This is a genomic window from Ferruginibacter sp. SUN106 (assembly GCF_050611765.1).
GTDB lineage: Bacteria > Bacteroidota > Bacteroidia > Chitinophagales > Chitinophagaceae > Ferruginibacter.
In genome coordinates, this window is the sequence record NZ_JBODJC010000003.1 from 318,613 (window position 1) to 345,331 (window position 26,719).

The following is a 26,719-nucleotide window of genomic DNA, read 5'->3' on the forward strand; positions in this document are numbered from 1 at the left end:
AAAATTTTTACTGGTTACTCATGAGAGGAATCTATATTATTGGTTGATTTTACAGGTTCTTTTGCGGCTGTATTTATTACAACAGCATCGTTTATATGTTTAGTTTCGGGATACTTAATTTTTTTAGGATCAGCATTCTTTACAAAAATAGTATTCAGGTTGCCACGGTTTTTAAAGAAAAGGAATATACCGCCGGCGGCTACCAGAAAACCAAGGTATTTAATAATATTACCCATGCCACCACCGCTTACGGGTGCGGTGTAAGTTAATATGGCTTTGCCAAAAGCATCGGTTTCTATTTTAGCTCCTGTTGCAGATGTTGGTAAAATAATTTTTGATGTTTGTGCACTGCCTTCATCCACCAATAAAAACTGGTTGTCGCTTATTTTAGTGATGTTAGGATTTTTAGAATCCAGTTCTGCCATCCATTTGCCGTTAGCATCTGCTTTTAATGAACCGAGAATTTTAAATTTTATCTTACTGGTAGTTTCCATTTCATCATTGGAAATATCAAACTCGGTGAGTTTATATTTTGGAAACTGCCTGATGATCCTGTTTCTTAAAACAGATTTATCTGTGGCATGTCTTTGTTTGGCAATATCCCAGGTTTGTGCATTGTATTTAATGGAAGATGTAACAGTGATATCTCCTTTTTCATCAGCCGTCATTTCTAAAGTTTCTTTATAACCTTTGTCTTGTGCTATTGCATTCGCCGACAGGCAAATGGCAGTAAATACAATTATGTAGCGTTTTATACTTAAAAATGTCATGATAGTAAGTTTAATGATGGTTCTTAAAAAACGGTTACTGAATAGTATTAAGAATTTTGAGTAATGTTTGCTGGTGTGTAGTGCCGGTATTAGCATTAGCACCTGCTGCAATTCCTGATACGCCATTTCCATTTGCTTTAAATGCGGCTACCCAGTTAAGTGTAACCTGGTTATTGGTGCCTGTTTGTCCGCTGAAAAAAGTATAGCCCTTTGCCTGCCCGGTTACCTGGTATTGCAAACCATAACCGTATTGCGCCATCGATTGATTGATGGCCTGTAACGCCTGCTCGGGCCTGTTATACCCGGGAAAGCTATACACCTGCACGTTGGCAGTTTGCGATCCGTTAGAAATAATGTATTTGCATTGCGGCATATACCCTTTGGTAGAGATCATTTTCCAGGAAGAAGGATAGGCGAATGTAACCACACCTTCAAATAAGTTGTAGCCGCTGGGTACATTTCCTCCACCGCCGTTTCCTCCACCTCCGCCATTGCCGCCGTTATCGTCGTTACCTCCGCCACCATCATTACCTCCGCCGCCTCCAACACCCTGGTTGGTTTGTACATTGTTGCGTATCTGGTTAGACTCATCACCAAACATCCTCGCTATCTCATCAATTTTCTGGCGTAAAAAATTATCATCTTTTAATTCCATGGCTACGGCGCCTTCTTTAATAGCCGTTCTTATATCTACCACATTATAGCCATCTTCTCCGCCTGTAAATTTGGGCCAGTCTCTTTCTAATTCCTTCATGCCACTTTCATATGCCTGTTGCGGCGAGCTGATACCTCCGATACCTTCGCCACCTATAGCTGTACTCTCCAAAGCATAGTAACGGCCGTTCATTCTAAAGCCGGGGTAGGCGTGGCCGGGAATCAGGTAAACCACCGGATCCATACCAGCATTTACTAAAATACTTGCATACAGTAAAGAAAGTTCAATACACAAACCCGTTTTACCGGTAATAACTTCACGGGGCAGACGAATATTTTGTACAATAGAACTCACATCACTTATCTTATCAGGTACACCACTGGTGCCACTGTACACCATGTGGGCTTTAACGGTAGCTAAATAAATGCCTTGTAAAACCCTTACGCCTTCATCTTCTTTATTGGTAACAGAAGCCGTTTCGCCTTTTAAAACTTTTTCCTGTATCTGTTGCGTCAGGTATTTTATAATAGGGTCTTCCGGCGTAACCAGGCAACTCAGCAAAGGCATATTGTCGAAATATTCTGTAGAGGTCCTTATCTGGTCGCTGGGTAAAAAGGTGTACATGAATTCATTTCTTCCCCTGATGGCAATAGAGAAATCGTTGTCCTGTGTTTTTATATTACTACCCTTTACTGTCGTCTTCACGGTTTCTTTTGATCCTGTCATCTTCTCCACAATCTTCTCCGGAAAATGCGGATAGCAATTCACCACTACGGTTTGCCCGGGTTGTATCAAAGGAATTTTTTCGGCTACAGTATTTTCTATATAATTGGTAACACTGTACGAAACCTCCACATTTTTAGCGGCAATATCACTGTTATTGGTGATGACCATTTGAAAGAGGCTGTATTTACCATTTAGTGCATCGCTGTTTTCATACACTTTATAAATGGACGGCATTACAGCGGGTGGGGGAGCTATGGTGATAGTGAGATCGGCCGGGGAAATAAGCCCCATTATGGGTTTGTTAAATGCCATGAGTAAACCTGCCACAACCAGGATCACCGGTAGGAATTTTTTCATTGAAAGAAGTTTAGGTTATTAGTAAAGTAATTATTGGTGAATATAAAATGAAGCTGCAGCATATAAAATACATAATATTGAGTATGCCGGGTTTAAGCATTAATACACAACTTTACTGAGGATTACTACACCTGATCCCTGATTAAATACACCTACAACGTAAAACCTGGAAACATGAAACCTTACTTACACTTTATGGTATGCCTGCTTTTTATTACAGCAGGTTGTAATAATGCCAGTGACACTACTACCACTAATGCCGGTAATGGCGAGATCACAGAATCCACATTGCCTAAGGGAAAACTGGTAGTGGATGATGATGACACACAAAATACTGCTGATCCTAAATCCGGAAGTTTTAATGATTATAATGCAGGTACTGATAGCAACACTACAAAACAAACTGACAACGCCCCTGCACCAATTGAAGTGTTGAAGCGCAGGTATAAAAACCTGCTGGTTTTTCATGCCGATGATACCATGAAAATAAAGAAGGCGTACATTGCCACCCTCATTCTTGCGAAAGACCAGGTGCTGGCTACAATAAAAGATGAAGCACTGGAAAGCTCTAATGCCAACAAACAGGATTTTAAACATGACACTACTGTAGATATAGGAAATAAAATGAGGGCCAGGCTGATTGATATGAGCGGTGCCCTTAATAAAGGTTTTGATATAGAACTGATAGGTGGGGAAGAGGCTGCCACGCAAAGCATTACAGAAAAACGTAAGAAAGCTATCTGGAACTGGAAGCTTACACCACAAACTCCCGGCCAGCAGGAGTTGAAATTGTCTATCAACATTATTGAAAAAGATGGTGAATCGGTTACATTGCCCACCAAGAATATTCCTGTAATGATCTTTGCAGAAAAAGAAAGTTTCTGGGAATCGGTAGGCGGATTTTTTAAAAATGACAGTACAAAGTGGATCATGACGGCCATATTGATCCCCATATTTGTTGCCTGGATAACTTCGAAAGTTAAATACAGAACCGAAAACAAAATACGTGATCCACAGGTAAAAAATAATCCGCCAAATGATACGGCCGCTGTTCAGCCCAATGCAGCGCCAACGCAGCCTGGCAATCCGGCACCGCCTGGTAATGCTTAATAACAGGATAGAACAATTTTACTCCAAATCTGTTTTACCTTTGCGTAAATACATCAGATGAGTTATCGATCGCTGGAGCAATGTTTACTGGATTTGGAAAAGAACGGACAACTGATCCGCATAAAAGAAACTGTTGACCCTTATCTTGAAATGGCTGCCATTCATTTACGGGTGCATGAAGCAGGAGGGCCGGCTTTATTATTTGAAAATGTAAAAGGAAGTACATTCCGTGCGGCATCTAATATTTTTGGTACGCTGGAGAGAAGTAAATTTATTTTCAGGGATACGCTGCAAATTGTGCAGCAGCTCATCGAATTAAAAAATGATCCCGTAACGGCGATCAAACACCCGATAAAAAATTTCAGTGCAGGATTGGCCGCTCTTAAAGCGTTGCCTTTAAAGAATCCTGCCAGCAAACCGGTTTTATTCCAGGAAATAAAAATATCAGACATTCCCCAGGTACAGCATTGGAAAATGGATGGTGGTGCTTTTGTTACTTTACCACAGGTATATACAGAAGATATTGATAAGCCCGGTATCATGAATGCCAACCTCGGTATGTACCGCATACAACTTTCGGGTAATGATTATGCAATGGATAAGGAAATTGGTTTGCATTATCAATTGCACCGTGGTATTGGTGTGCATCAAACCAAGGCCAATAAAAAAGGACTGCCTTTAAAAGTAAGTGTGTTTGCAGGCGGGCCACCAAGTCATAGTGTTGCAGCAGTGATGCCATTGCCCGAAGGCATTAGTGAAATGACTTTTGCTGGTGTGTTAGGCAACCGCAGGTTTCGCTATACGTATAAAGATGATTTTTGCATTAGCACTGATGCTGATTTTGTAATTACGGGAGAAGTATATCCTGGTGCAACTAAACCCGAAGGGCCATTTGGTGATCATTTAGGTTACTATAGTTTACAACACGATTTTCCTTTAATGAAGGTGCATAAAGTATATGCCCGCCAAAATGCCATCTGGCCGTTTACTGTGGTGGGCCGTCCGCCGCAGGAAGATACCAGCTTTGGGCAACTGATACATGAAATGACCGGCAGTGCCTTACAGGAAGAAATACCGGGTTTGAAAGAAGTACATGCGGTGGATGCAGCTGGTGTGCATCCTTTATTACTGGCTATCGGCAGCGAAAGGTATACGCCTTATGCACCTGCCAAACAACCGGCTGAAATTTTAACCATTGCCAATCATATTTTAGGAACAGGACAATTAAGCCTGGCTAAATTTTTATTTATTACTGCAGATGATGAAAATAAAATAAGCACCCATCATATTGAAAACTATCTGCGCTTTATTTTAGAACGCATCAATTTAAAAAGAGACATTCATTTTTATACCAACACCACCATTGATACTTTAGATTATAGTGGCACCGGGTTAAACAGTGGTAGTAAAGTGGTACTGGCTGCTTATGGAGAAAGGGTAAGAGAATTATCTACCACAATACCCGACTGCCTGAATAATTTGCAAGGCTTTGAAAATGCACAACTCGTTATGCCTGGGGTGGTGGCTTTACAGACCCGGAAATTTAGTGATTACGCAACAGCTCAAAATGAAATGCAAATGTTCAATGATCAATGCTCAATGTTCAATGATCAACTAGGCAGCATTCCTATAATTGTAGTCTGCGATGATGCCGGGTTTGTAAGTGCCAAACTGAATAATTTTTTATGGGTAACTTTTACCCGCTGCAATCCATCGCATGATATGTATGGCATTGATAGTTGTACAGCTAATAAACATTGGGGCTGCAATGGCCCACTAGTATTTGATGCCAGGATAAAACCGCACCATGCCCCACCGGTAGAAAAAGATGCCGCTGTTGAAAAAAGTATCGACAGGATTTTTGAGCAGGGTGGGAGTTTGTATGGGCTGGGGTGATGGTTGTTCATAAACTCTGGCGCAAGTGTTCTGCCGTTAGGCAGTTCACTTGTGCCTATTGATCTTAGCGGTTTGCAACCGCGGCATTTACTATCCTATGCAAAAGTTATATCCTTTCGCCGACAACCTCATAGTGAATAATTTTTTATTGTCGCTATAGTCTGATTTTAATATGGACCTTACTTGCAACGCAAACTCTGGCGCAAGTGTTCTGCCGTTAGGCAGTTCACTTGTGTCTACTGATCTTAGCGGTTTGCAACCGCGGCATTCACTATCCCATGCAAAAGTTATATCCTTTCGCCGACAACCTCATAATGAATAATTTTTTACTGCCCCTATATCCTGATTTTAATATGGACCTTACTTGCAACGCTGTAAAATAATAATCGGTCTTTATTTACTAAAGTAAAAGCATGTCTGGTAAATATAAAGTAGGCGAAAATGAAATCCCACATTTTGTAACCTTTTCAGTTGTTGGCTGGATTGATGTATTCAGTAGGGAACAGTATAAAGAAATAATGGTTGAAAGTTTACAATATTGCCAGCAACAAAAAGGATTGGTGTTACATGCCTGGGTAATAATGACTAATCATGTACACCTGATCATTAGCAGTAATACTAATAAGCTTGAAAATATTGTCAGAGACCTGAAAAAATATACGAGCAAACAAATAATAAAAGCGATACAGGAAAATAACAGTGAAAGCAGAAAAGAATGGATGTTAAATATATTCAGTTATACCGGACAAGGAAATAGCAACAATAAAGACTATCAATTTTGGAAACAGGATTATCATCCGATAGAATTAAATACTACAGAAAAAATACAACAGCGGTTAAATTATTTGCATGAGAACCCAGTAAGAAGTGGGTTGGTTTGGGAACCATGGCATTATAAATACAGTAGTGCAATTGATTATTATAGTAATGAACACGGATTATTAAAAATAGAATACTTATAGTATTATCTTTGGCATAGAGTGTATTGACAGTAAAGAGTGTGAGTAAATTGAAATAGCTGCTCTTTTATTTTAAGCAAGGTTGTGCCGCGGTTGCAAACCGCTGAGACTAATAGGCACAAGTGAACTTCCTACGGAAGAACACTTGCGCCAGTGAGAAGTGGGTTGGTTTGGGAGCCATGGCATTATAAATACAGTAGTGCAATTGATTATTATAGTAATGAACACGGATTATTAAAAATAGAATACTTATAGTATTATCTTTGGCATAGAGTGTATTGACAGTAAAGAATGTGAGCTAATTGAAATAGTTGCTTTTTTATTTTAAGCAAGGTTGTGCCGCGGTTGCAAACCGCTAAGACTAATAGACACAAGTGAACTTCCTACGGAAGAACACTTGCGCCAGTGAGTGGATTGTGGACCATATGTGATTAATAAAAAATAACCTTTTACAATTTCTTTATCACCACCTTCTCCGCATACTCTGCCAACACATCATTGAAGAATTTTTTTGCGGCTAAAAATTTGGCAGCAGGAATTTTATATTCATCCAGTTCCAGTCTTGCTGTGGTAATGATGCGTTTTTTAGTTTCATCAAACTGGTACGTAGTTTTAAAATTACCATATTCAAAACTGAGTACTTTGGGTTTGGGTAATGTTTCCACACCAAAGCCATCGGGTAATATATAAATAGTGGTATCGGTTTTTATAAAAGGGTGAGAAAAATAATAATCCTGCGTACGGTTTTCTGCTTTGGGTAAAGCGTAGCGCCATATTTTGTAGATACGGGGATTTAAAAATTGTTTATTGCCGGCACTGAAATCCGGAACTTTTTCCATGGCCATCTGTAATTGCACCGGCGCCTGTTTATCATCTTTATTATAGGTCACTTCAAAATCATCGGGCTGTAAAAATTCAATATAATTCACCAGGTATCTTTTCTGGTCATCTTTTTTCTGGTCAAAAATATAATTCTTTATATCATCTTTAAACTCACCGGTGGTTTGTAATTCCACTTTCGCAGTACCGGAGCCGTCATCTTTTAAATCAATAATGGTATTGCTGGTGTACAAATTATTAGCCGCTTTACTTTTGGGCGTGTTGATGAGGTGCCCGCCGGTTTCAGTCAATAAAAGGGCAGAACGGTTTTCAGTAAAATTGCCCAGCACACCAAACTCTGCTGTATTGCTGGTACATTCCAGCCACACGGTATCGCCATTTAAAGGGGCGCAAAGTATCTGGTGGTTAAAAGGATCGTAAGGAAAATCAGGATCAATGATATTGGGATTGGTACTGCCTTTTATCCAGGCAGAATAACTTTTGATGTTCACCGCATTAAGGCAGGCCTGCATGTAATTGCTTAATGCTTTACAATCGCCGTATTTATTTTTATGTACAAAATCGGCAGAGAAAGGTTTAAAACCACCAATGCCTAATTGTATACTTACATACCGGTAATTTTTTTGCAGGTATTCATAGATCAGTTTTACTTTTTCTTTATCGGTAGCAGCTTTTTCAGTCAGTTTTTTTATTTCATCAGCATATTTTGCATCCAGCACATTATCTGTTTTTACCAAGGTATTATACCAGATACCCATATTTTGCCAGCTATTCATTTCACCGGGATAACCATCCAGCTCAAATTTATTGGGCGCTATCAATATCCAGGGATAACTGTTTTCGATATAACCACTGCCGGCTTCATATTTTTTTGCAGGTAATGCGCTGATATTCCAGTTATAGGTTTTAGTATCCTTATCCGTTTCATCAATCTGTGGTGCCAATACTGCATTCATGGGCTTAAACCTGATATCCATTTCTTTAGGTACCCTTACGGTAAAGGAGGAACGCTCTATAGATTCCTCGGGCCCCTGGATATGAAAATTAGGATAGCTGTACAAACCATGATACACAATGGTGTAATCAAACTCTACTGTTATAGGGTATTGATTAACGGGCACTTCATAATAATTTACTTTACCTTCAGGGACGAGGCCCGAGCCGGTGCTCTGGCTGCTAAGGTCTTTCTTTTTATATTTATTGGTGAGCTTCCCCGATTCGTCGTACACTTTTATCTCCACATCTTCAAGGGAACGGAATTTATCGGTAAACTGGTTAAACACCAGCTCGTCTTTTGCAGATGCATCTAATATAGTTGTTACCTGTTGTACCCTATAGTGTGCTTTATCAATATTATTGATCTCAAATAAAATATTTTCAAACCGCTTAACTGTATGGGCATCTTTTTTCAAGGCATCGGGAATGGAGGCTACATCATAAGAAGCTGGTTGCGCTACTACCGCATTACAAAAAAATACCAGAGAAAATAAAATATACTTCATGGGGACTATTTCTTTTTAATTACAATTTGCTCATTCAGTTTGGCAAATAGTTTTTTATAAAATTCTTTAAACTCAGGGTAATTGGCTGCAGTATAAAAACTACGTTTAAACTCCACCGATATTTTTACATTCAGCAAATTATCATCTGCCTGCATAGACCGGGTGAAGATAATGCTGGTGTCGGGCATTATCATGGAAATGTTTTCAGGTAAACCATCAAAAACATAATCCTGTGGTATGGAGTAATTACCAAATACCGTATAATCCTGCTGAAACCCAAAATCAATATCGGCCATGCGCTCATCAGCAAGAAAAGGATTTTTATCCAGGTCGGAAAAAAGATTGACCGTAAAATATTTATAATTACCAGAGCTGTTAAGTACTGAAGTAAATTTTACTTTTTGCTCCAGGGGCAATGAATCTGCATCGGCATTGTTAACTGCAAGGTCGTCAATTTTTAAAGCGGTATAAGGTTTGGTAAAATATTCATCTTTAAATTGCTCTTTATTTTTCAGCCAGGCTTCGCAGCGTTGCTTTCTTGCATAACCATTACAGTTTACCAGGCCATCGCCTTTCATTACACCTGCATCATCAATTTCGCCATGAATGGCAGCCATCACTTTGTATTTATTTTTCTGGTCTACCAGTTCAATCCATTTTCCATCGTCGCCATCTACAATAAAGCCCTGCGTATTTACTATGCTTTCCGGTATCAGTTTGCAGCCGGATACTTTGTCGGTGCCATCCAGTATAAAATACTTATCGTTCAGTTTTACATAAGCCATCACCGTATTAAACTGTTTAATAAAAGGGTAAAACTTATTGACCAATCCATTTTCCCTGGTGCTTAATAAAATGGGGCTTGCTTTTACACCAGCTTTATTTAACAGGCCAACCAGTAATAAGTTGATATCTCCGCTACTTCCTGTTTTAGTTGAAAATGCGTTACTTACTCCATTTAAAGAATAGATACTTTCATCGCCATCCCAGCTGATATTTTTTCTTACATAATTGTAAATGAATTTCATTTTACTTTCTGTATCTGGTAGCTGTTTTGCCTGGCCGATGATTGTGGCAGTTGCATCAGATTCCCATTCCAGTTGTTTCCCAAAATCACCATCCTTCATCAGGTCTTTAATAACATCAGCCCAGCTGGTGCGTAATTTTACAACATTAGTACTGCTGTATTCAATTTCTGATAATTGAAATTCCAGGCGTTGCTGGTAATCCCTTACTGAACCCATAAATGGTTCGCTCCGGATGCCAACCAGGTTACGCATGATAAAATTTTTCTTCAGCACCTGGGTGTTCAATACGCCTTCGCTGGTACTGATCAGGTCATCTTTAACATCTTCCTTTACTTCAATATTATCCACTACCGTTGGCTGTACCGAAAAATGGTACAACTGGGGAATATTGATCTGGTACTCGCTGTACCGTACCGGAATCTTGTCCTGGAAAAACCAGTCTTTAAGATTCTGGTCGGTCCTTCTTTCCATTTTGTATTTAAATTCAATTACACTGCCTACCTTAACTTCGGGAAAAGCAATGATCATTTTGCTGTAGAATTTATTGATTCTTTTAGAATAGATAGAACTTTTACTTACTTCAGTTACTTTGATATTTCCGCTTTCGTCCAGGTTATAGGTGTACGCATCTATTTTAAGGATCCTTTCTTCATTATTATTATCGTAATAGGGTATGGAGGCATTGGCATATGTCAACCCGCTTTCCTTTAATATCTTAATCCTGGTTCTTCTTTCATAAATGGTATTCATAAACGAAATTTCACTGATACCACGGTCGTAGTACAAATTACCCCAATCAATAAGCGTGAGCGCATCGGCGCCTTTATCAAAATCGCAATCCTTCATCTCCAGGTCGGCTTTATCAATTTTGCCAATACCCGGAAGATTTTTTTGCGCCGTTGCCGCAACAACAAAAAACAACACTGCTACCAGGATAAAATTTCTTTTCATAAATACAATACTAAGAGAATAAACTATTTCTTTTTAAATACAAATTGCTCATTTAAAAAATCGAACAACTTTTTATAAAACTCCTGGAAATACCCGTAATCCTGGTTTAGATAATATGGCTTTCTGAATTCGAGTGTGATTTGTACATACAGCATACCATCAGAAATATTTGATGACCTGGAGAATACAATGCTGGTATCGGGCATAATCATTTTAATATTTTTGGGTAAGGTTTCAAACTGGTAATTTTGAGGAATGAAAAAATTACCCGTGATCACATATTTTTGATTAGCACCAAAAAAGATATCCGAAAAACGTTCGTCTGCAATAAATGGATTTTTATCGAGGCCTGAAAAAAGATTGGCAGAAAAATAATTGTAATCTCCCGAAGAACTGATCTTTTTTTCAAATTTTAAGGTTTGCTTAAGCGGTATGGAATCTATATTCTCATTTACAAATTCAAGGCTATCTATTTTGATATCCTGTTTGTTCTGGTTAAGCCAGGCTTCCGTAAATTTCTCTTTTCCTTCTTTTAATTTGTCCAGGCGTATATAACGGCTGTAATCTTTTGAAACGATCTCCGCTTCACCTTTCATAGTGCCCTTATCATCTATTACTGCATTTATAAAAGTGGTATTATCAAAAAGTTGTTTTTCATTCCATAACATTTTCCATCCCAATGGCGAAGCATTATCCTGCTGTCCCAGCACCTGGCTGAGAAATTCCCCTGTACCTCCTTCGCCTGATTTGCCTATTACAAGGCCATATGTATTGGCTACATCATAAGGAATAAGATTAGCCGGAGTATATTTATCAGTAGCATCAAGTACATACACATTGTTGTTGATGGTTACATAGGCCATCACTTTATTAAACTGATCGTATCCTGCCACGGTGGTATTAACCCTGCCGTTATCTTTTGTACTCACCAAAACCGGTTGGGCATTCAGGTCAGCATCTTTTAAAAGGTTGATCAAGATAAGATTGATCTCACCTGCAGTTCCTTTTTTATCTTTCCAGGCTGCTTTTACACCGTCTAATGCCCAGATGCCATAGGTTTCATTCCACTGCATATTCTTTCTTACATAATTGTGTATGGTCACCATTTTTGTATACGGGTCTTTTACCTGGGCCAGCAAAGCATCAAGGTCGGTGGTACGGGGGATATTTTTTTTCAGCTGTAGTCCGAAATCTTCATCTTCCTGTAATTCCTTAATTATCCCGGGCCATGATCGTATAAGGCTGCGGCGTGGCACTCCGGGAAAATCCAGAGCAATCATTCTAGGTGTAACCTGCTGCAGGTAATCTTCGTCGCAACTAATATAGGGCTCGTCTCTTAAGGCGGGCACATTGTTCATGGTAAAGGTTTTAATGTTGTGTAAACCTTTTGAACTTTCAGTCATCGTAACATCCAGTATGCCTGTTGGTGTTGCAGATACAATCAATTCCTGGGGAAAGTTGAGAGAGTACTCACTATATACCACCGGTATGGATTTTTGAAAATACCAGTTCTTTAAAGCGTAGAAATCAGTAGCGTCGTCTTTATATTTATATTCAATGATGCTGCCTGGTTTTACTTCGGGAAAAGTAAAGATCACTTCAGAATATCTTTTGTTTATTTTTTTGCGGTAGATAGCATCTTTTTCTACTTTAATAAATACCGGGTTGCCGCCGGCGTCGGTATTGATGGTCTGGGCAGAAATACCTTTAATATCTTCCAGGCCGGCCCCGTTTAAATAACGGATATGAATATTGGCGGCATCACTACCTTTCTGGTTCAGTATCTTTATCCTTACATGCCTGTCCAGCTGCGTACGTAAAGGATTGTAGGGATTGGTAGTGTTAAGATCGCAATAGACTTCAGCCACATCAAACAGCACTACGGCTTCGGCAGCTTTATCAAAATCGCAATCTTTCATTACAAGTTCTGCTTTATCTATTTTTCCAAAACCGGGAATTTCTTTTTGGGCAGAGGATACAAGACATGATAATACAAGGGTAAAAAGTAACAATGTTGGTTTCATAATGGCAGTTATATCCTGTAAAATAATTATTTTTAAACAAACTGATACTATCTTATTGTAATTTTATTTTAAATAAAAGCGGATGAAAATTTTAAAGCTGGTTATTGCAGTGTTTTTGCTGGGTTCCTGTAATGCGCAAAACAACAATATTACATTAAAGACAAACAATACTGATAATACGCTGCTGTGGGAAATAAGTGGTAAACAACTAAGCAAGCCGAGTTATTTATTCGGCACTTTTCACCTGATATGTAAAGATGATATTCCTTTTGGGCCGCAGTTGAAAACGGCAGTAAAATCAGTAAATGAAGTGTATATGGAACTGGATATGGATGATCCGGGGAGATTGACCGGAGCATTACAACTGATGAATATGAAGGGTGACACCACTTTAAAAAGTTTGTACAGTACAGAAGAGTATAAAAAATTGCAACTCTTTTTCAGTGATTCATTGCAGATGCCCCTGGCAATGTTTCAAAGTATGAAACCCGTTTTTTTAGAAGCGATGCTGTATCCAAAGATGTTGCCCTGCAAAACCATGAGTGGGGTAGAGGAAGAGTTGTTGTTACTGGCAAAGGAAAATAAGAAACCGATCCAGGGTTTAGAAACCATGGCTTTCCAGGCTTCGGTATTCGATAGTATACCTTATACAGGCCAGGCAAAGGAATTATTAAAAGCAATCGACAGCCTGCAGGCTTACAAAAAATATTTTGAAGTAATGGTTAAAGCTTATAAAAGCCAGCAACTAAAAAAAATGCAGGAATTGTTAAGTAATAAAGATTTTGGTATGGAAGACAACCAGGATATTTTATTAGATAAAAGAAATAAAAACTGGGTTACGCAACTGAACACCATCATGAAAAAAGAAAGTGTATTTATTGCCGTTGGTGCAGGCCACCTGGTAGGAGATATGGGGCTGATCAGTTTGTTACGAAAGGAAGGGTATAAGGTGAGGCCGGTTGAGAATTGAGTAAGTATAAAAAAGTAGATAAGGTTGGAAAAGTAAATAAGGAAGGAAATGCAAGCGTGTACTTTTTTTACACATTACTTTTTATACTTTATTTACTTATTTGCTACTTCACCACCACATCCCTCACCACTTTTTCTCCCAGCGCTTCATTAACACGTTCTATAATTTTTTCTTTCTGGTATAACAGTTCGTTCTTTAATGGCGCAACTGCAGAAGTGATGTATAAAGTGTGATTGATGATCTGGATCTTATCCGTGTATTTGGCGATTGTTTTTCCCATTACCTGTTCCCATATCTCCTCGATACGCACTGCCTGGATACCGCTTTTTAAACGGCTCTTCTGTAAAAACTGCTGAATGGCATCCTGTAATGAAATTTCTCCCATGATTATTTAATATACAATTTATAAGATCCGGTAATTTCGTTGGCAACAGTTTTTTTGTCCCACACACGAAAGAATACATTTACGTAATTCTTTTTATCTCTTATTTCGGTGATCACTGCTTTTAAAGAAATGTATTTAGCATCCTGGGGATTAACCCCTGTAGAGTCGTACGCAGTAAACAAATCTTCCGAATTAAGAATAGTATCACCGTTACTTAATACAATTCTTTCAGTACCCCCCGGAAAAACTTTTCCTTCAACTTCTTTAAACCCTTTAGTCAATACAATTCTTAAAGTAACCCGCTGGCTCAGGTCCACTTTATTATCTGCAGGCACTTTTGATTCATCATCAAAAACCAGGAAAGCTTCTTTTATCTCAAGACCCTTTATCTTTAATTTAATACCGTTGGGGTATACTTTTGCATTGGAAGAGCTGGTGGCTGCTGATGGAACAGTCTTTGCCGCAATTTTAACCGGTGCAGCAGATGAAGCCGTGGTAGTTTTTTTTACAACAGGCTTTTGTGCTATCAGATTACCGGCAGCAAAAAACAAAGCTGCCATCATTATTGCCAATCTATAAGAATACGATTTCATTTTTTATATTTTACAATTGTAAAAGTAATTATTATATCGGTTAGTAAAATTACAATTCAATTACCTGGTATTTCACATTCAGTAATTTAAATGCAGCTTCAAGCCTTTCTTTATGTGTGTCTGTAATAAAAACCTGGCCGGTATTTTCTTTACATACCCAATATAATAAACGCTGCATGCGGTTATCATCTAATTTTTCAAATACATCATCTAAAAAAAGCAACGGCGCAAAGCCTTTATTCATTTTCAGCAACTCAAATTCTGCCAGCTTTAGCGCAAATAACAAACTTTTGCGTTGCCCCTGCGATGCCGTGTTTTTAAAAGATTGCCCGTTTAATTGTATGCTGATATCATCTTTATGAATACCACCATTGGAGCGTTGCAACATAAAATCTTTTTGCCGGTTATCATTCAGCACCGATTCAAAATTGCCATTATTTAGCTGGCTGTCGTATTGCAATGTAACCGTTTCCTTATTTTCGGCAATCTGGTTATAGAATTGTTGCACCAATGGTATTAATGATGTTGTAAAATCTCTGCGTTTGGTGTAAATGAATTTACCGGGTTGCATCAGTTGTTCGTCCAGCACTTCCAATAGCGGCCAATCAGTTTTACCCTGCTCTGCAAAACGTTTTAATAAGCTATTGCGTTGTTGCAGTACTTTATTATATTGAATTAATTGCGACAAATATTCCGCATCCATCTGGCTGATGACAGTATCCACAAAACGCCTTCTTTCTTCGCTGCCACCGGTGATCAGTTCAATATCATCCGGTGCCACCATTACTGCCGGAAACCTGCCGATATGCTGGCTCATTTTTTCATACGGGGCATCATTCAGCAGTAATTCTTTTTTACCCACGCCCCGGTGAATGCACACCAATTTCAACGCTTCTGCCTGGTTTTCAAACTGTCCCTCTAACCTAAAGCCATCTTTATCAAACTGTACATTTAAACCATCGGTTTTGCTGAAATAACTTTTGGTGAAACAGCAATAATACACGGCATCCAGCAAATTGGTCTTGCCCTTGCCGTTTAATCCGCAAATACCAATCACCCTTTCAGTAAAATCGAAAGCGTCGAAATTGTAATTTTTATATTGGGTGATGGTTATTTTTTTTACCTGGAGCATTGAGGGTGCAAGATAATTTAAAGATTGTTGCTGGCTTTAATAAATCATTATTCTGGCAGGAACAGGGGACTGATTTTCAACATCCGCCACCAAATTGTGGATATACTGCCTATATGCTAAAAAATCAATCTGTAAACTGTAAACCGAAAACCTAAAACCCCTATCTTTGCCGCCTAAAATTTAAACACCTTGGCAACAAAGTTTTCTAAAGAAACTTATTTATACTGGTACGAACTGATGCTGCTTTTGCGCAGGTTCGAAGAAAAAACCGGTCAATTGTATGGAATGCAGAAAATCAGGGGCTTTTGTCACCTGTATATCGGCCAGGAAGCAGTAGCTGCCGGCTGTATGACTGCTACTAATCCCGATGATAAATTCATTACTGCTTACAGATGCCACGCTTTGGCAATAGCAAAAGGCGTTACTCCTAAAGCAAGTATGGCCGAATTGTACGGTAAAGCTACCGGTTGCAGTAAAGGAAAGGGCGGCAGTATGCACCTTTTTGGTGTGGATGTGGGCTTTTTCGGTGGCCATGGTATTGTAGGTGCACAAATTGGAACCGGTGCAGGCCTGGCTTTTGCGGAAAGGTACAAAGGCACTAATAACGTAGCGCTTTGTTTTTTTGGCGACGGTGCTGCCCGCCAGGGTATGTTGCATGAAACTTTCAACATGGCTATGTTGTGGGATCTGCCGGTGGTATTCATTTGCGAAAACAACCATTACGCCATGGGTACTTCTGTAGCAAGAACAAGTAAAACATTAGATATTTATAAACTGGCCGATGCTTATGATATGCCTGCTGATTCTGTAGATGGTATGAGCCCTGAGGCTGTACACAATGCAGTTTTAAGAGCAGCTAACAGGGCAAGGGAAAAAGGCGGACCAACTTTCCTGGAAATTAAAACTTACCGTTACAAAGGGCATAGCATGAGTGATCCTCAGAAATACCGCAGTAAGGATGAAGTAGAAGAATACAAAGAAAAAGATCCTATCGATCATGTGTTGAATGTATTAAAAACGCAATACAGTGTGGCTGATGCAGATATTGAAGTGATTAATGAGAGGGTGAAAAAAGAAGTGGAAGAAGCTGTGCAGTTTGCCGAAGAAAGTCCATGGCCTTCTGATGATGAATTGCTGAAGGATGTATATGTACAGGAGGATTATCCTTTTATTGTAGACTAGTTCAGGTTAAAAGTATAAAGGGTATAAAAAGTAAATAAGGTTAAAAACGATTACTTATTCTAAATTATAAAAGACAACAATGGCAGAGAAAGCAAAAGTAGTAGAAACTGTGGAAGTAAATGAAACGTTGGAAAGAGCCAAAGGTTTTTGGGCTAAATTCAGCAAACCGATTATTTATGTGGGCAGTGCAATTATATTATTAGTTGGCGGTTGGTATGCTTATGGATATTTTGTTAAAGCTCCCAATGAATTAAAAGCAAGTGAACTTATTTTTCCTGCAGAAAAACTGTTTGGTAAAATGGCAGGTGTTTCCAGCTTTACAAAAGATTCGGTTGGCCTGGTTTTAAATGGCGGTGTAGTAGAAGGTGAAAAACTAACTGGTATGTTGACCATTATTAAAAACTATGAAGGTACTCCGGCAGGAAACCGTGCTCAATACATTACTGGTGCCTGTTACCTGCATTTAGGTGAATTTGATAAAGCCATTAAATACCTGAAAGAATTTGACGGCAACGGTGCAGAACAAATTCAAAGTGCGGCTTACAGAATGATCGGCGATGCTTATGCCGAATTAAAGAAGAATGACGAAGCGCTTAACTATTATTCAAAAGCAGTGGATGCAGCTTCTTCTAAAGATGAATCCACTATGTTCCTGGCTTTATCAAGAGCAGCATTATTTTGTGATGCTACCGGTAAAACCAAAGAGGCTATTGGATATTTTCAGCAGATCAAAGACGAAATAACACCTGGTTTTTTCAGAAATAACAGGATTGATTTTGACGCAGATAAATACCTTGCAAAATTAGGGGTGGTTAAATAGTTGATTGGTTAATTAGTTAATTTGGAAGTGCTTTAGTTACGATTGATCATTCACAATTCACGACTCACAACATGTCCATACACTCTTCAAACTTATATAACACAACAGGCATCCAGCTACCAAAGGATGCCTGTGTTGTAATTGTACGTACCGAATGGAATGCGGAAACCATTGATAAACTGGAAGCAGGCTGCATCAAGATCCTGGATGAAAATAAATCCAATCACAGAACTATTGTTGTGCCGGGTGCATTCGAAATTCCCTTTGCCATAAAAAGTTATTGGGAAGCCCATAAATATAAAGATGATAAGCCACATGTGTTTATCGCTTTAGGTTGTGTGCTGAGAGGCGATACACCACATTTTGACTACGTATGCAAAGCTGTAACCGACGGTGTGGTGCAATTGAATTTATTATTACCGGTACCTACCATTTTTGGAGTGCTTACAGTAGATAACCAGCAACAGATTGATGAAAGAACCGGCGGCAAACACGGCCATAAAGGTGAAGAAGCGGCTGTAACTGCTTTGAAGATGATGGCACTTAAAAATTCTTTTAAATAAAATGTATGAATAGCAGGCACATTACCCATTTATTTTTGGTTATCCTTATTACTGCCGGCACTTCATGCAATAACAATGATAAAAGCAATGCTGGTGTAACCGATTCATTAAAAACTGATTCTCTCAATACCACACAGCAATCCATTATAGTGCCGATTGCAAAAGAAAACGATATTATCGATACCTTAAATTCATTGCCTTTTGTAAAAGAAAGCAGCCAATACATTGATTCGATAACCAACCACAAACATACCATCGCCTATATCATCGATACTACCGATAAAGAATACACCGTTACTGCAGGTTATAATGGTGCCGACCGTTTTGAGACCTACTATAATTTTACGATTAATAAAAAGACCAGGGAGATAAAAGTACAGGATGTTATTTCGGGAGATATGGTAACACCGGCAGCATTTGAAAAACTCCGGAAGGCAGACAAATAATAATACAAACAGAAATGAAGGTTCAATTATTTATACCGTGTTTTGTTGATCAGCTGTATCCGCAAACCGCTTTTAATATGGTAAAAGTGTTGGAAAAAGCTACTTGTGAAGTAGTGTATAATACCAATCAAACCTGTTGCGGCCAGCCGGCTTTTAATGCGGGCTTTTGGGATGAAGCCAGAACTGTATGCAGTAAATTTTTAAAAGATTTTGAAGGTGCAGATTATATCGTTGCACCAAGCGCCAGTTGTGTTGGTTTTGTAAGAAATTATTATGCTAAACTGTTTGAAAATTCTTCTCAGCATAACCAGGTAAAGGATATGAGCAAACGCATTTATGAATTCACTGAATTTTTAACAGACGTATTGCATATTGAAAATTACGGTGCCGAATTGAATATGAAAGCTACCTACCATGATAGTTGTGCCGCATTAAGAGAATGTAAAATAAAAGATGCACCACGCAGGTTATTATCGCATGTAAAAGGCCTGGAATTGACCGAGATGAATGATGTAGAAACCTGTTGCGGTTTTGGTGGCAGTTTTGCAGTAAAGTTTGAAGCCATCTCTATTGGTATGGCTGACCAGAAAGTTAGAAACGCTAATGATACCGGGGCCGAAGTAATCATCTCTACCGACCTCAGTTGTTTAATGCACCTTGATGGTTACATTAAAGGGAAAGGTCTGCATTTAAAGACCATGCATATTGCTGATGTATTGGCAAGTGGATGGGAATAGGGGTCAGGACGGCTCTAAGCCGTCAGACCCCTAAAAGAAAATTCTCTCCGCCGTCCAGTAAGCAGCAATCACTGCAATAAGTATTGATAAAGGAATTACAATTCTCTTCCTGTAATAAGGTTTATCACCAAAGGTTCTTCCCAATAAAAAGTAAGCTGTTAAAATAACAGTGATCTGTCCTAACTCTACTCCCAGGTTAAACATAATTAAAGAACTGAAATACGCATTCTGTGGAAGACCTAATTGTGTTAAAGCACTTGCAAAACCCATACCGTGTATCAGCCCAAATAAAAATACAATACCAATGCGGCTGGCTTTTAATCGTGGAGAAAAAATATTTTCCAAAGCCACATACATGATAGATAAAGCAATAACCGGTTCGACAATATTAGTTGGCGGTTTAATTATTTTATACATCGCAAGCCCCAGTGTGATAGTATGTGCCACCGTAAAAGCAGTGGCCTGCCAGAGTATAGGTTTTAGTTTCGGGTTCAATAAAAATAAACTCAGCACAAATAAAATATGATCTAACCCTAAAGGCAAAATATGTGTAAAACCTAATTGCAGGTAAATACCTGCTACTTCTGTTTTACTCAGTTTAGATAAACCTTCCACATCATGTGCCATTGCCGCATTGCATACTAAAAAGGAGAGGAGCATAAAGCCCAGCACCCTGCAATTGTATTTAAAACTGTTATTCATGTTGTGTAAAGGTTAATCCATTCAATTTACGAATTGTACTGAATATTGGTTTGTAAAATATATTTAAGAAAGTGACGGCGTTTTATCACCGCCACTTTTTTTCTGAAAAAACTCACTACTACATAAAACGATTTTAATTTTTTGGGTGAGCCACCTTTAAGAGGTGACCCACCCAAAAAATTAAAAGAACACCGCCAGTTTTACCTTCGCAAATAAAGGCGTGCCCGGTGTAAAATTTAATTCTGTTATAGCATTGGGCTCATTTTGTAATCTGCTTTCAGTTGCAAACTGTGCTTCATTCCATTTTATATTAAACAGGTTTTCTACTGATAAACCAATTTCATATTTTGGTTGGGTGTAGTTGATAGATGCGTCCAATAAAAAATATCCTTTAGCCACTACAGAATTGTCTTCATTAGCAGGCCGGCTTTTTATATAGCGGTATTTTATGCCGCCATTAAAACCGGTTTGCTTTTTATAAAACAAACCACCAGTGCTGGTTGCAGTGGGTGCCAGCGGAATATAATCCTGTCCCTTTGCTTCATCTCTTGCCCTTGGTTTGGTGAAATTAATATTAGCATTGGCAAATAGATATTTGGTAAACTGGTAGCGGGCAATAATATCAAGGCCTTGCCTTTTTGTTCTGCCGCTGGGTTCTACATTTCCATCATCACCCACATACACAAACTCCTGGTCGAGATATAAATTCCATGCCGCAATGTTTAACAAAAGATCTTTGGCTGGTTTCAGTATCACGCCAAAATCAGTTCCATAAGCTGCAGGTAAAATTTGTTTACCATCGTTAGCAATCACCACCCTGGTATCATTACTATGAAAACCTTTGCCGGCTTTTACATATACATGCACAGTTTTGCTGATATTGTATTGTATATTTAATTTAGGGCTCACAATAGATTTAGCCTGTGAGGGCATCTGTTGTACATTCAACCGGTCGTAATAGTTAAAATGAAAATAATCAAAACGAACACCGGCATCAATCACCCAATTGCCAACAGTGGCTTGTTGTTGTGTAAAAGCATACACATTGGTTTCTTTAATGTCACCCAGTTTGATATAATTTAAGAACTGTCGTTTTACCACATGCGCTAATTTACTTTCATCAGTGGCATCATGTCTTACACCAATACCGTCTGTTGAGGTCAATGTCCATTTACCAAAAAAGTATTTTTGTTTTATTTTAGATGAGTAACCAAAAATATTCCTGGTTTCTGCCTGGTTGATCTCATCTCCGTTTACTGGGTCATTTAAAAAGAAAGAGAAATTGGAATACAGGTTGAATGCATAGCGATTTAAAAATACCTGGTTATCCAATGTGGCACCGTTTTTAAACTGGTGTGTTACGGTAAGATTAGCATTATATCTTTCTGTATTACCACCTTCGCTCGGGTCAATGCTGCCGAAGCGGTCAATCAAGCCGCTTTCAATAGCTCTTTCCGGTACTTGTCCGCTGGCATCCCATTTACTTTTAAATGCAGATGCAGAAAAACTAAGGTTGGTATTTGCCGTTATTGCAGCATTGTATTTGGTGAATACATTAATGCGGTTGAAATTTTGTTTGTTTTGTGTAGGGCCATCGGTATAATTAAATTCGCCGGCTATATAAGCGCTCTGTTTGTCTTTATTTTTTTTCAACAGATCGATCATGGCCAAAGTACGGAAGCTGTTAAAATTTCCACCTTCTATCTGTACCAGACTTTTTGGTATATTTTTAAAAGTAGAAAATGCTACATAACCTGCGGTATTTAAATTGCCATGTTGTGTATAGTAAGGCCCTGCACCAAAATCAATATTGTTAATGGTTTCAGGAATGATAAAATGCGAATCAGCATAACCTTGTCCGTGTGCATGGCTCACCATATTCACAGGCATGCCATCTACGCTCACCTGTACATCAGTACCATGATCGCAATCGAAGCCACGTAAAAATATTTGTTCTGCTTTGCCGCCGCCGGCATGCTGTGCTATAAATAAACCGGGCACAAGGCGTAATAATTCCTGGGTATTTTTTACCGGGCTTAAGGCCAGATCAATTTTTGCCAGCGAACTGAATTTAGAAGTACCTGTTGCCTGTAGTTTTACGTCTTCTAATTTAATAGCATCAGGTTGTAATTCAATAATTAAAAGATTGCCGGTAGTGGTTGCTGTATAAGTTTTGTAACCAATATGCGATACTGCAATATTGGTATGTTGACTTTTTGTCTTCAATAAAAAATTTCCGTATTCGTCTGTCAATGCTTTATCATTATCATTACTGATAACACTAACAGAAGCTGCTTCCAGCGGTTGCCTGCTTTGTGCATCCACCACTTTGCCTTTAAGCATCGTTTGTGCAGGAGCCACTATTGCAGTAAAGAACACGAAAATCAGTATCAAAAAACAAGAGTAGTGTTTTGATCGTTTCATAAACAATTTTAGATAGATGAAGAAATGAACGCATAGCACATGCTGTCGCCTTTGCAGGAAGAGCCATGTGAATGCAATAAAAAGATCTATCTATGAACGGGGAGGAGGATAATTATCTTGTACTATGCTGCTTAGCAGAGAAGGAGTGGTTGCTAAAGCATAGTCTGCATCATTTATAATAGCTGTAAAAGCAGGTTGTTGTTTTATTGCTGTTAATATATGTTCGTTGGCTGAATTATCTTTTTTAGAAGAAGAGGAAGGGGATTTATCGGAAGTATCTTCCTTAGCTTCTTTGGCAGCTTCGTAATGCACATGGTACTTGCCATTCTCATAATGCATGGTAGCCATATGATGAGCATAAAAGAAAGTATGGCTTACAAAATCACTTACATAAGGCAGCACCGGTTTAAGCACCATCATGGTGTAACTCAACAGGAGAATATGTAAAAATAATTTTTTCATTTTAAAACCAGTGTGCCTTATTGTAAATGTACAACTAAAATTATATAGGCGTCAGACGGTTCAAAACCGTCATGACGCCTGCTATTTATTATTTTGCATTGATCGCAACCGCCCTTTGTAATAATTCAGGATTTTTGCTGTTGGTACTTAATGCTGTCTTTATATAGTCTTTTGCTTTTACAAAATCACTTTGACTGTAAGCGATCCATGCCAGTTCATTATTCACATCAATATTTTTAGGACGGATATTAAATTCCATCATCGCATATTTTTTTGCACTGTCCCATTGATTGGTTTTTTCAAAAGCCTTGGCCAATTCTAAAGAAACAGAATGATGGCCGGAGTTAGCATCAGTGATCAATAATTTTTGTACTGCACTGTAAGCGTCCATTGCTTTTTGTGTGTTACCCATAGCTAAGTATACGTCTGCTTTTTGTTCTTCAAAAGAAGATTGCGGCATAATAGCATTGGCAGAATCCAGTAAAGCTAAAGCCCTTGCATAATTCTTCATTTTGGTTTCTACTTTTGCAAGGCCTGCCATACTTGGTGCATAGCTGGGGCGCAGGTATAAGTTTTCTTCAAAAGTACTTTTAGCGGCTTCCAGTTTACCGGTGTTTAAATACAGGTCACCTAATACATTCCTGCTCCAGCTTTGTGGTTCGCTGCCGGGTAAACCAGCTTGTACTGCTAATTTCATCGCAGCAATAGCACCTGGGTAATCGCCATATATTTCACGTAAGTAACTTGCTCTTGAATAAGATTCCAATGATGGTTTTAAAGCCTGCATTTTATCCGACATCGCAATAGCTTCTTCATAATTACCCAACTCTACATTGGCATCTACTAAAATGCCATACACATAAGCATTATTCGGATTGATACTTTTAGCTTCTTCAGCAATTTTTTTAGCATCGGCAAACTGGTGCTGGCTCATCCTTAAAGATGCTTTGTAAACATTGGCTTCAAAATTTTTAGGATCGATACTCAACACGCCATTCAATATTTTTTCAATAGCAGGATAGTAGAAATGATGTTCTCCGGTAATTCTTTGTTCGGTAATAAAAATAGTCGCTAATTGTAAACGTGTTTTTACATCTTCAGGTTTAGCGGCCAGTTTGGCTTTTAATTCATCAACTTTTTGTTTGGTCTTTTCCCATTCGGCTGCGGTAGCCAGTTCGCCTTTTCTTTCTAAAAGATTGGGAATATCCATGGGATTCTGATCGCTGATATAAGCTTTTAATTTTGCTTCGCTGTTATTACAACTGCTTATAGCTGTAGTAAGGGTAAGCAGGCAAAAAGCAGCAGCAAAAAATGGCAGGAGGGTTAAAGTCTTTTTCATTTTTAGTTGTTTTTATTCATGTACGACAAAAGGAGAACCATGGTTCTCCTTTTGTTATAAATTTTGTAAAAGAGAAGTCAAGTTTTTGAAACCTGACTTCTCTGAATGCTGGATTAATTTGTTTTAATAATACCTACAGTAGTGGATTTTAAGCCATCTACATACATCCTGGCATAATATGCACCTGCAGCTAAATTTGTTTTGCTCCATTGTACATAATAATCACCTTTGGTACGGCTGCCTTCATTAATAGTGGCAATCTTTCTTCCGGCTGCATCGGTAATGTCGATCATTACACTGCTGGCATCCTGGCTCACTTTATAATGGAAGGTGGTAGCTGTTTTAAACGGACTAGGGAAAGCTGAAAGAGCAATGGGCTCAGCTGCAATGCCTAAATTAAATACATTGCTTTTTGGCCCGGTATAAGATGCTCCAACAAAGCCTCTCCATGGTGTTTGCACAAAAGGAAATACCGCTTTAAAAGTCGTATCGTTTTTAGTAACACCGGCGTTAAAGCTGATGGTATTTACCAGTTGTGTGGTAACAGGACTTCCTGTACCAGGATAATCATCATACCACAAACCAATAGCAGCAAGTGCAACACCACCTACAGCTTGTAATTCGATAGTAGTTACATCATCTTCCAGTCTTCTTCCGTTAGGAAAACCATCCATGTTAGGAATGAATTGCAGGTTAAGATTTGCATTAAACCTTGCATCAGTTAAACCTAATACTGCAGCCTGTACAATTCCTAATGAACTGAAATCAGCACTGTTTCTTGGAGTAACAGGCACCGCCATATTCAATCTTAAATAATCACCTAAGGTGGGTAAAAAGTTATTGATAAATGGTTTACCTGCAGCTAATGGGTTACCATTTTTGCCGGTAGCCAATTGATAAGGACGTAAGTTAGGAACGCCGGTATAAAATATCGGTAAGATATCCACCGCTCTCGGGCTGGCATTATCAGGCAATAAAATGTTACCGAATATAGCATCATCCAATGCAGTACCTGCAACAGCAGGAGAACCTTTTAAAGGATATAAACCTGGTTTACCATTCCTGAAATCAAAAGCACCTAAAGATTTACTTTGAATTCTTAATTTAGCAAGTCCTGGTACAGCACCGCCAAACTGAGAATCATCCATGTATAAAGCCAGTTCAGGATTTTTAAAATAAGGAACAAATTGTCCGTCAGCAGAAGGAGCAACGGAATTCCATTTATCTTTCATGCCGATAGGAATAACTGCTTCGTTTGTCAATGGCATACCTAATCTTGAAACCTGTGTCCATGCACCGGAAGTGGCAGGCTTATCACCTGTAGTACTTAAAGTAGTAATTGCAGGACGACTTGCATTTGCATATACACCAATTACAAATTCAGGATCTAAAATGCTGGTAGCCTGTGCCGTTGTTTTACCTGTTTTTTGCAAAGTAGAGATAGGTACTTCAATAGCAATAGAATGACAATTGAATTTAGCCAGGCCATCTCTTGCACCAGCAGTTCTGAAACCACCTGCATCAAATGCACCACCCAGGTCAACAAAGAAAGGATCATCCACAGGGCCGCAGAAAACTTTTTCACCGCTGGTAGCTGTTGCAATAGCAGCCGTCATCAATGAGTTATAATCTGTTGCACCTAAACCCACACCGCCTTCAATAGAACGAGGGCCGATGTTTGGAGGAGGTACCACACCATTGGTAACAATAGCTGTAAATGTTGTACCGCCATTGATACTTCTTTCGCAGGTGTACGTTGTTTTTACGTTTTGCTTACCCAAACGGATATTGAAGAATGTTGAACCATCTTCATTTGTTTGTGTGAAAGTGAAACGATAGATGATATCATCACCGGTTGTAGCGGTGTTGTTATCAACATGAATTTCGTAACGGATGTTTTCACCAAACGTATACCAGTTGGGGCCGCCAGCCGGATGCTCGAAAGGAATATAGTTGGCAATTAAAATGATCTTGCTGCTATCTGCCGGGCTTCGGAAAGCATACAGATCAGTATTATCGGCCAATGGATCGTTACTGATCAATGGCGCTTCCCTGTGGCTGGATGCAGCCGCCGGCATTACGAATGCCGTGGTGCAGATAAGCAGGGCCGTAAGTATTTTAAAATATTGTTTCATACTGTTAATTA

At 38.8% G+C, this 26,719-nt stretch carries 22 protein-coding genes; 9 read left to right on the top strand and 13 right to left on the bottom strand.

All coding sequences use genetic code 11. From position 1 onward, the window contains the following. Positions 1-14: 14 nt before the first annotated feature. On the bottom strand, positions 15-770 hold the full coding sequence (locus ACQ334_RS12820) for a hypothetical protein (protein ID WP_430988622.1): 756 nt from the start codon (positions 768-770) through the stop codon (positions 15-17). Between the two features lie 34 nt (positions 771-804). Further along, positions 805-2,508 carry a hypothetical protein gene (locus tag ACQ334_RS12825; protein WP_430988623.1) on the bottom strand — a complete coding sequence of 568 codons (1,704 nt, stop codon included), beginning with the start codon at positions 2,506-2,508 and terminating at the stop codon, positions 805-807. A gap of 174 nt (positions 2,509-2,682) precedes the next feature. Between ACQ334_RS12825 and ACQ334_RS12830 the strand changes: the two genes are divergently transcribed. The 3 genes from ACQ334_RS12830 (at position 2,683) to ACQ334_RS12840 (ending at position 6,476) form a co-directional block, all read left to right on the top strand. Continuing rightward, the gene (locus ACQ334_RS12830) at positions 2,683-3,618 is read left to right on the top strand and encodes a hypothetical protein (RefSeq protein WP_430988624.1); all 936 of its coding nucleotides are present in this window, start codon (positions 2,683-2,685) and stop codon (positions 3,616-3,618) included. Between the two features lie 57 nt (positions 3,619-3,675). Next, positions 3,676-5,514 (top strand): UbiD family decarboxylase, encoded by a 1,839-nt coding sequence (locus tag ACQ334_RS12835; RefSeq protein ID WP_430988625.1) that lies wholly within the window; start codon positions 3,676-3,678, stop codon positions 5,512-5,514. 413 nt (positions 5,515-5,927) lie between these two features. After that, a complete protein-coding gene (locus ACQ334_RS12840; RefSeq protein WP_430988626.1) occupies positions 5,928-6,476 on the top strand; it encodes an REP-associated tyrosine transposase in 549 nt (182 codons plus the stop codon). A gap of 446 nt (positions 6,477-6,922) precedes the next feature. On the opposite strand, the gene ACQ334_RS12845 is transcribed toward ACQ334_RS12840, so the two are convergent. Genes ACQ334_RS12845 through ACQ334_RS12855 form a run of 3 tightly spaced genes read right to left on the bottom strand, consistent with a single transcriptional unit; the run spans position 6,923 to position 12,818 of the window. After that, positions 6,923-8,815 carry a DUF3857 domain-containing protein gene (locus ACQ334_RS12845; protein WP_430988627.1) on the bottom strand — a complete coding sequence of 631 codons (1,893 nt, stop codon included), beginning with the start codon at positions 8,813-8,815 and terminating at the stop codon, positions 6,923-6,925. Positions 8,816-8,820: 5 nt separating this feature from the next. Beyond that, entirely contained in the window at positions 8,821-10,794 is a 1,974-nt protein-coding gene (locus ACQ334_RS12850; RefSeq protein WP_430988628.1) for a DUF3857 and transglutaminase domain-containing protein, read from the bottom strand. A gap of 23 nt (positions 10,795-10,817) precedes the next feature. Continuing rightward, complete coding sequence (locus ACQ334_RS12855) at positions 10,818-12,818, bottom strand: DUF3857 domain-containing protein (RefSeq protein ID WP_430988629.1); 2,001 nt, start codon at positions 12,816-12,818, stop codon at positions 10,818-10,820. Between the two features lie 82 nt (positions 12,819-12,900). Here ACQ334_RS12855 and ACQ334_RS12860 point away from each other — a divergent pair, with 82 nt between their 5' ends. After that, positions 12,901-13,788, top strand: a complete 888-nt coding sequence (locus ACQ334_RS12860) for a TraB/GumN family protein (RefSeq protein ID WP_430988630.1) — start codon at positions 12,901-12,903, stop codon at positions 13,786-13,788. A gap of 103 nt (positions 13,789-13,891) precedes the next feature. Here ACQ334_RS12860 and ACQ334_RS12865 read toward each other — a convergent pair whose 3' ends face one another. Genes ACQ334_RS12865 through recF form a run of 3 tightly spaced genes read right to left on the bottom strand, consistent with a single transcriptional unit; the run spans position 13,892 to position 15,898 of the window. Beyond that, a complete protein-coding gene (locus tag ACQ334_RS12865) occupies positions 13,892-14,173 on the bottom strand; it encodes a DUF721 domain-containing protein (RefSeq protein WP_430988631.1) in 282 nt (93 codons plus the stop codon). A gap of 2 nt (positions 14,174-14,175) precedes the next feature. Continuing rightward, positions 14,176-14,766: a hypothetical protein gene (locus ACQ334_RS12870; RefSeq protein WP_430988632.1), complete on the bottom strand. Its 591-nt coding sequence runs from the start codon at positions 14,764-14,766 to the stop codon at positions 14,176-14,178. A gap of 49 nt (positions 14,767-14,815) precedes the next feature. Next, positions 14,816-15,898, bottom strand: coding sequence for a DNA replication/repair protein RecF (gene recF, locus ACQ334_RS12875; protein WP_430988633.1), 1,083 nt, complete (start codon positions 15,896-15,898; stop codon positions 14,816-14,818). A gap of 189 nt (positions 15,899-16,087) precedes the next feature. Here recF and pdhA point away from each other — a divergent pair, with 189 nt between their 5' ends. The 5 genes from pdhA (at position 16,088) to ACQ334_RS12900 (ending at position 19,646) form a co-directional block, all read left to right on the top strand. Then, positions 16,088-17,080, top strand: coding sequence for a pyruvate dehydrogenase (acetyl-transferring) E1 component subunit alpha (gene pdhA / locus ACQ334_RS12880; RefSeq protein ID WP_430988634.1), 993 nt, complete (start codon positions 16,088-16,090; stop codon positions 17,078-17,080). Positions 17,081-17,159: 79 nt separating this feature from the next. Next, the gene (locus ACQ334_RS12885) at positions 17,160-17,900 is read left to right on the top strand and encodes a tetratricopeptide repeat protein (protein WP_430988635.1); all 741 of its coding nucleotides are present in this window, start codon (positions 17,160-17,162) and stop codon (positions 17,898-17,900) included. A gap of 71 nt (positions 17,901-17,971) precedes the next feature. Further along, entirely contained in the window at positions 17,972-18,463 is a 492-nt protein-coding gene (gene ribH, locus ACQ334_RS12890; protein WP_430988636.1) for a 6,7-dimethyl-8-ribityllumazine synthase, read from the top strand. A gap of 5 nt (positions 18,464-18,468) precedes the next feature. After that, a complete protein-coding gene (locus tag ACQ334_RS12895) occupies positions 18,469-18,909 on the top strand; it encodes a hypothetical protein (protein ID WP_430988637.1) in 441 nt (146 codons plus the stop codon). Positions 18,910-18,923: 14 nt separating this feature from the next. After that, positions 18,924-19,646, top strand: a complete 723-nt coding sequence (locus ACQ334_RS12900; protein WP_430988638.1) for a (Fe-S)-binding protein — start codon at positions 18,924-18,926, stop codon at positions 19,644-19,646. A 30-nt stretch (positions 19,647-19,676) separates the two neighbouring features. Here the strand turns inward: ACQ334_RS12900 and ACQ334_RS12905 are convergent, their stop codons facing one another. From ACQ334_RS12905 to ACQ334_RS12925, 5 genes are all read right to left on the bottom strand, one after another. After that, positions 19,677-20,348 (bottom strand): HupE/UreJ family protein, encoded by a 672-nt coding sequence (locus ACQ334_RS12905; protein ID WP_430988639.1) that lies wholly within the window; start codon positions 20,346-20,348, stop codon positions 19,677-19,679. Positions 20,349-20,528: 180 nt separating this feature from the next. Further along, entirely contained in the window at positions 20,529-22,742 is a 2,214-nt protein-coding gene (locus tag ACQ334_RS12910) for a TonB-dependent receptor (protein ID WP_430988640.1), read from the bottom strand. A gap of 120 nt (positions 22,743-22,862) precedes the next feature. Next, on the bottom strand, positions 22,863-23,234 hold the full coding sequence (locus ACQ334_RS12915) for a hypothetical protein (RefSeq protein ID WP_430988641.1): 372 nt from the start codon (positions 23,232-23,234) through the stop codon (positions 22,863-22,865). Between the two features lie 88 nt (positions 23,235-23,322). Then, positions 23,323-24,573: a tetratricopeptide repeat protein gene (locus tag ACQ334_RS12920; RefSeq protein ID WP_430988642.1), complete on the bottom strand. Its 1,251-nt coding sequence runs from the start codon at positions 24,571-24,573 to the stop codon at positions 23,323-23,325. Between the two features lie 113 nt (positions 24,574-24,686). Continuing rightward, positions 24,687-26,708 carry a DUF4331 family protein gene (locus ACQ334_RS12925; protein ID WP_430988643.1) on the bottom strand — a complete coding sequence of 674 codons (2,022 nt, stop codon included), beginning with the start codon at positions 26,706-26,708 and terminating at the stop codon, positions 24,687-24,689. Between the last annotated feature and the right edge of the window lie 11 nt (positions 26,709-26,719).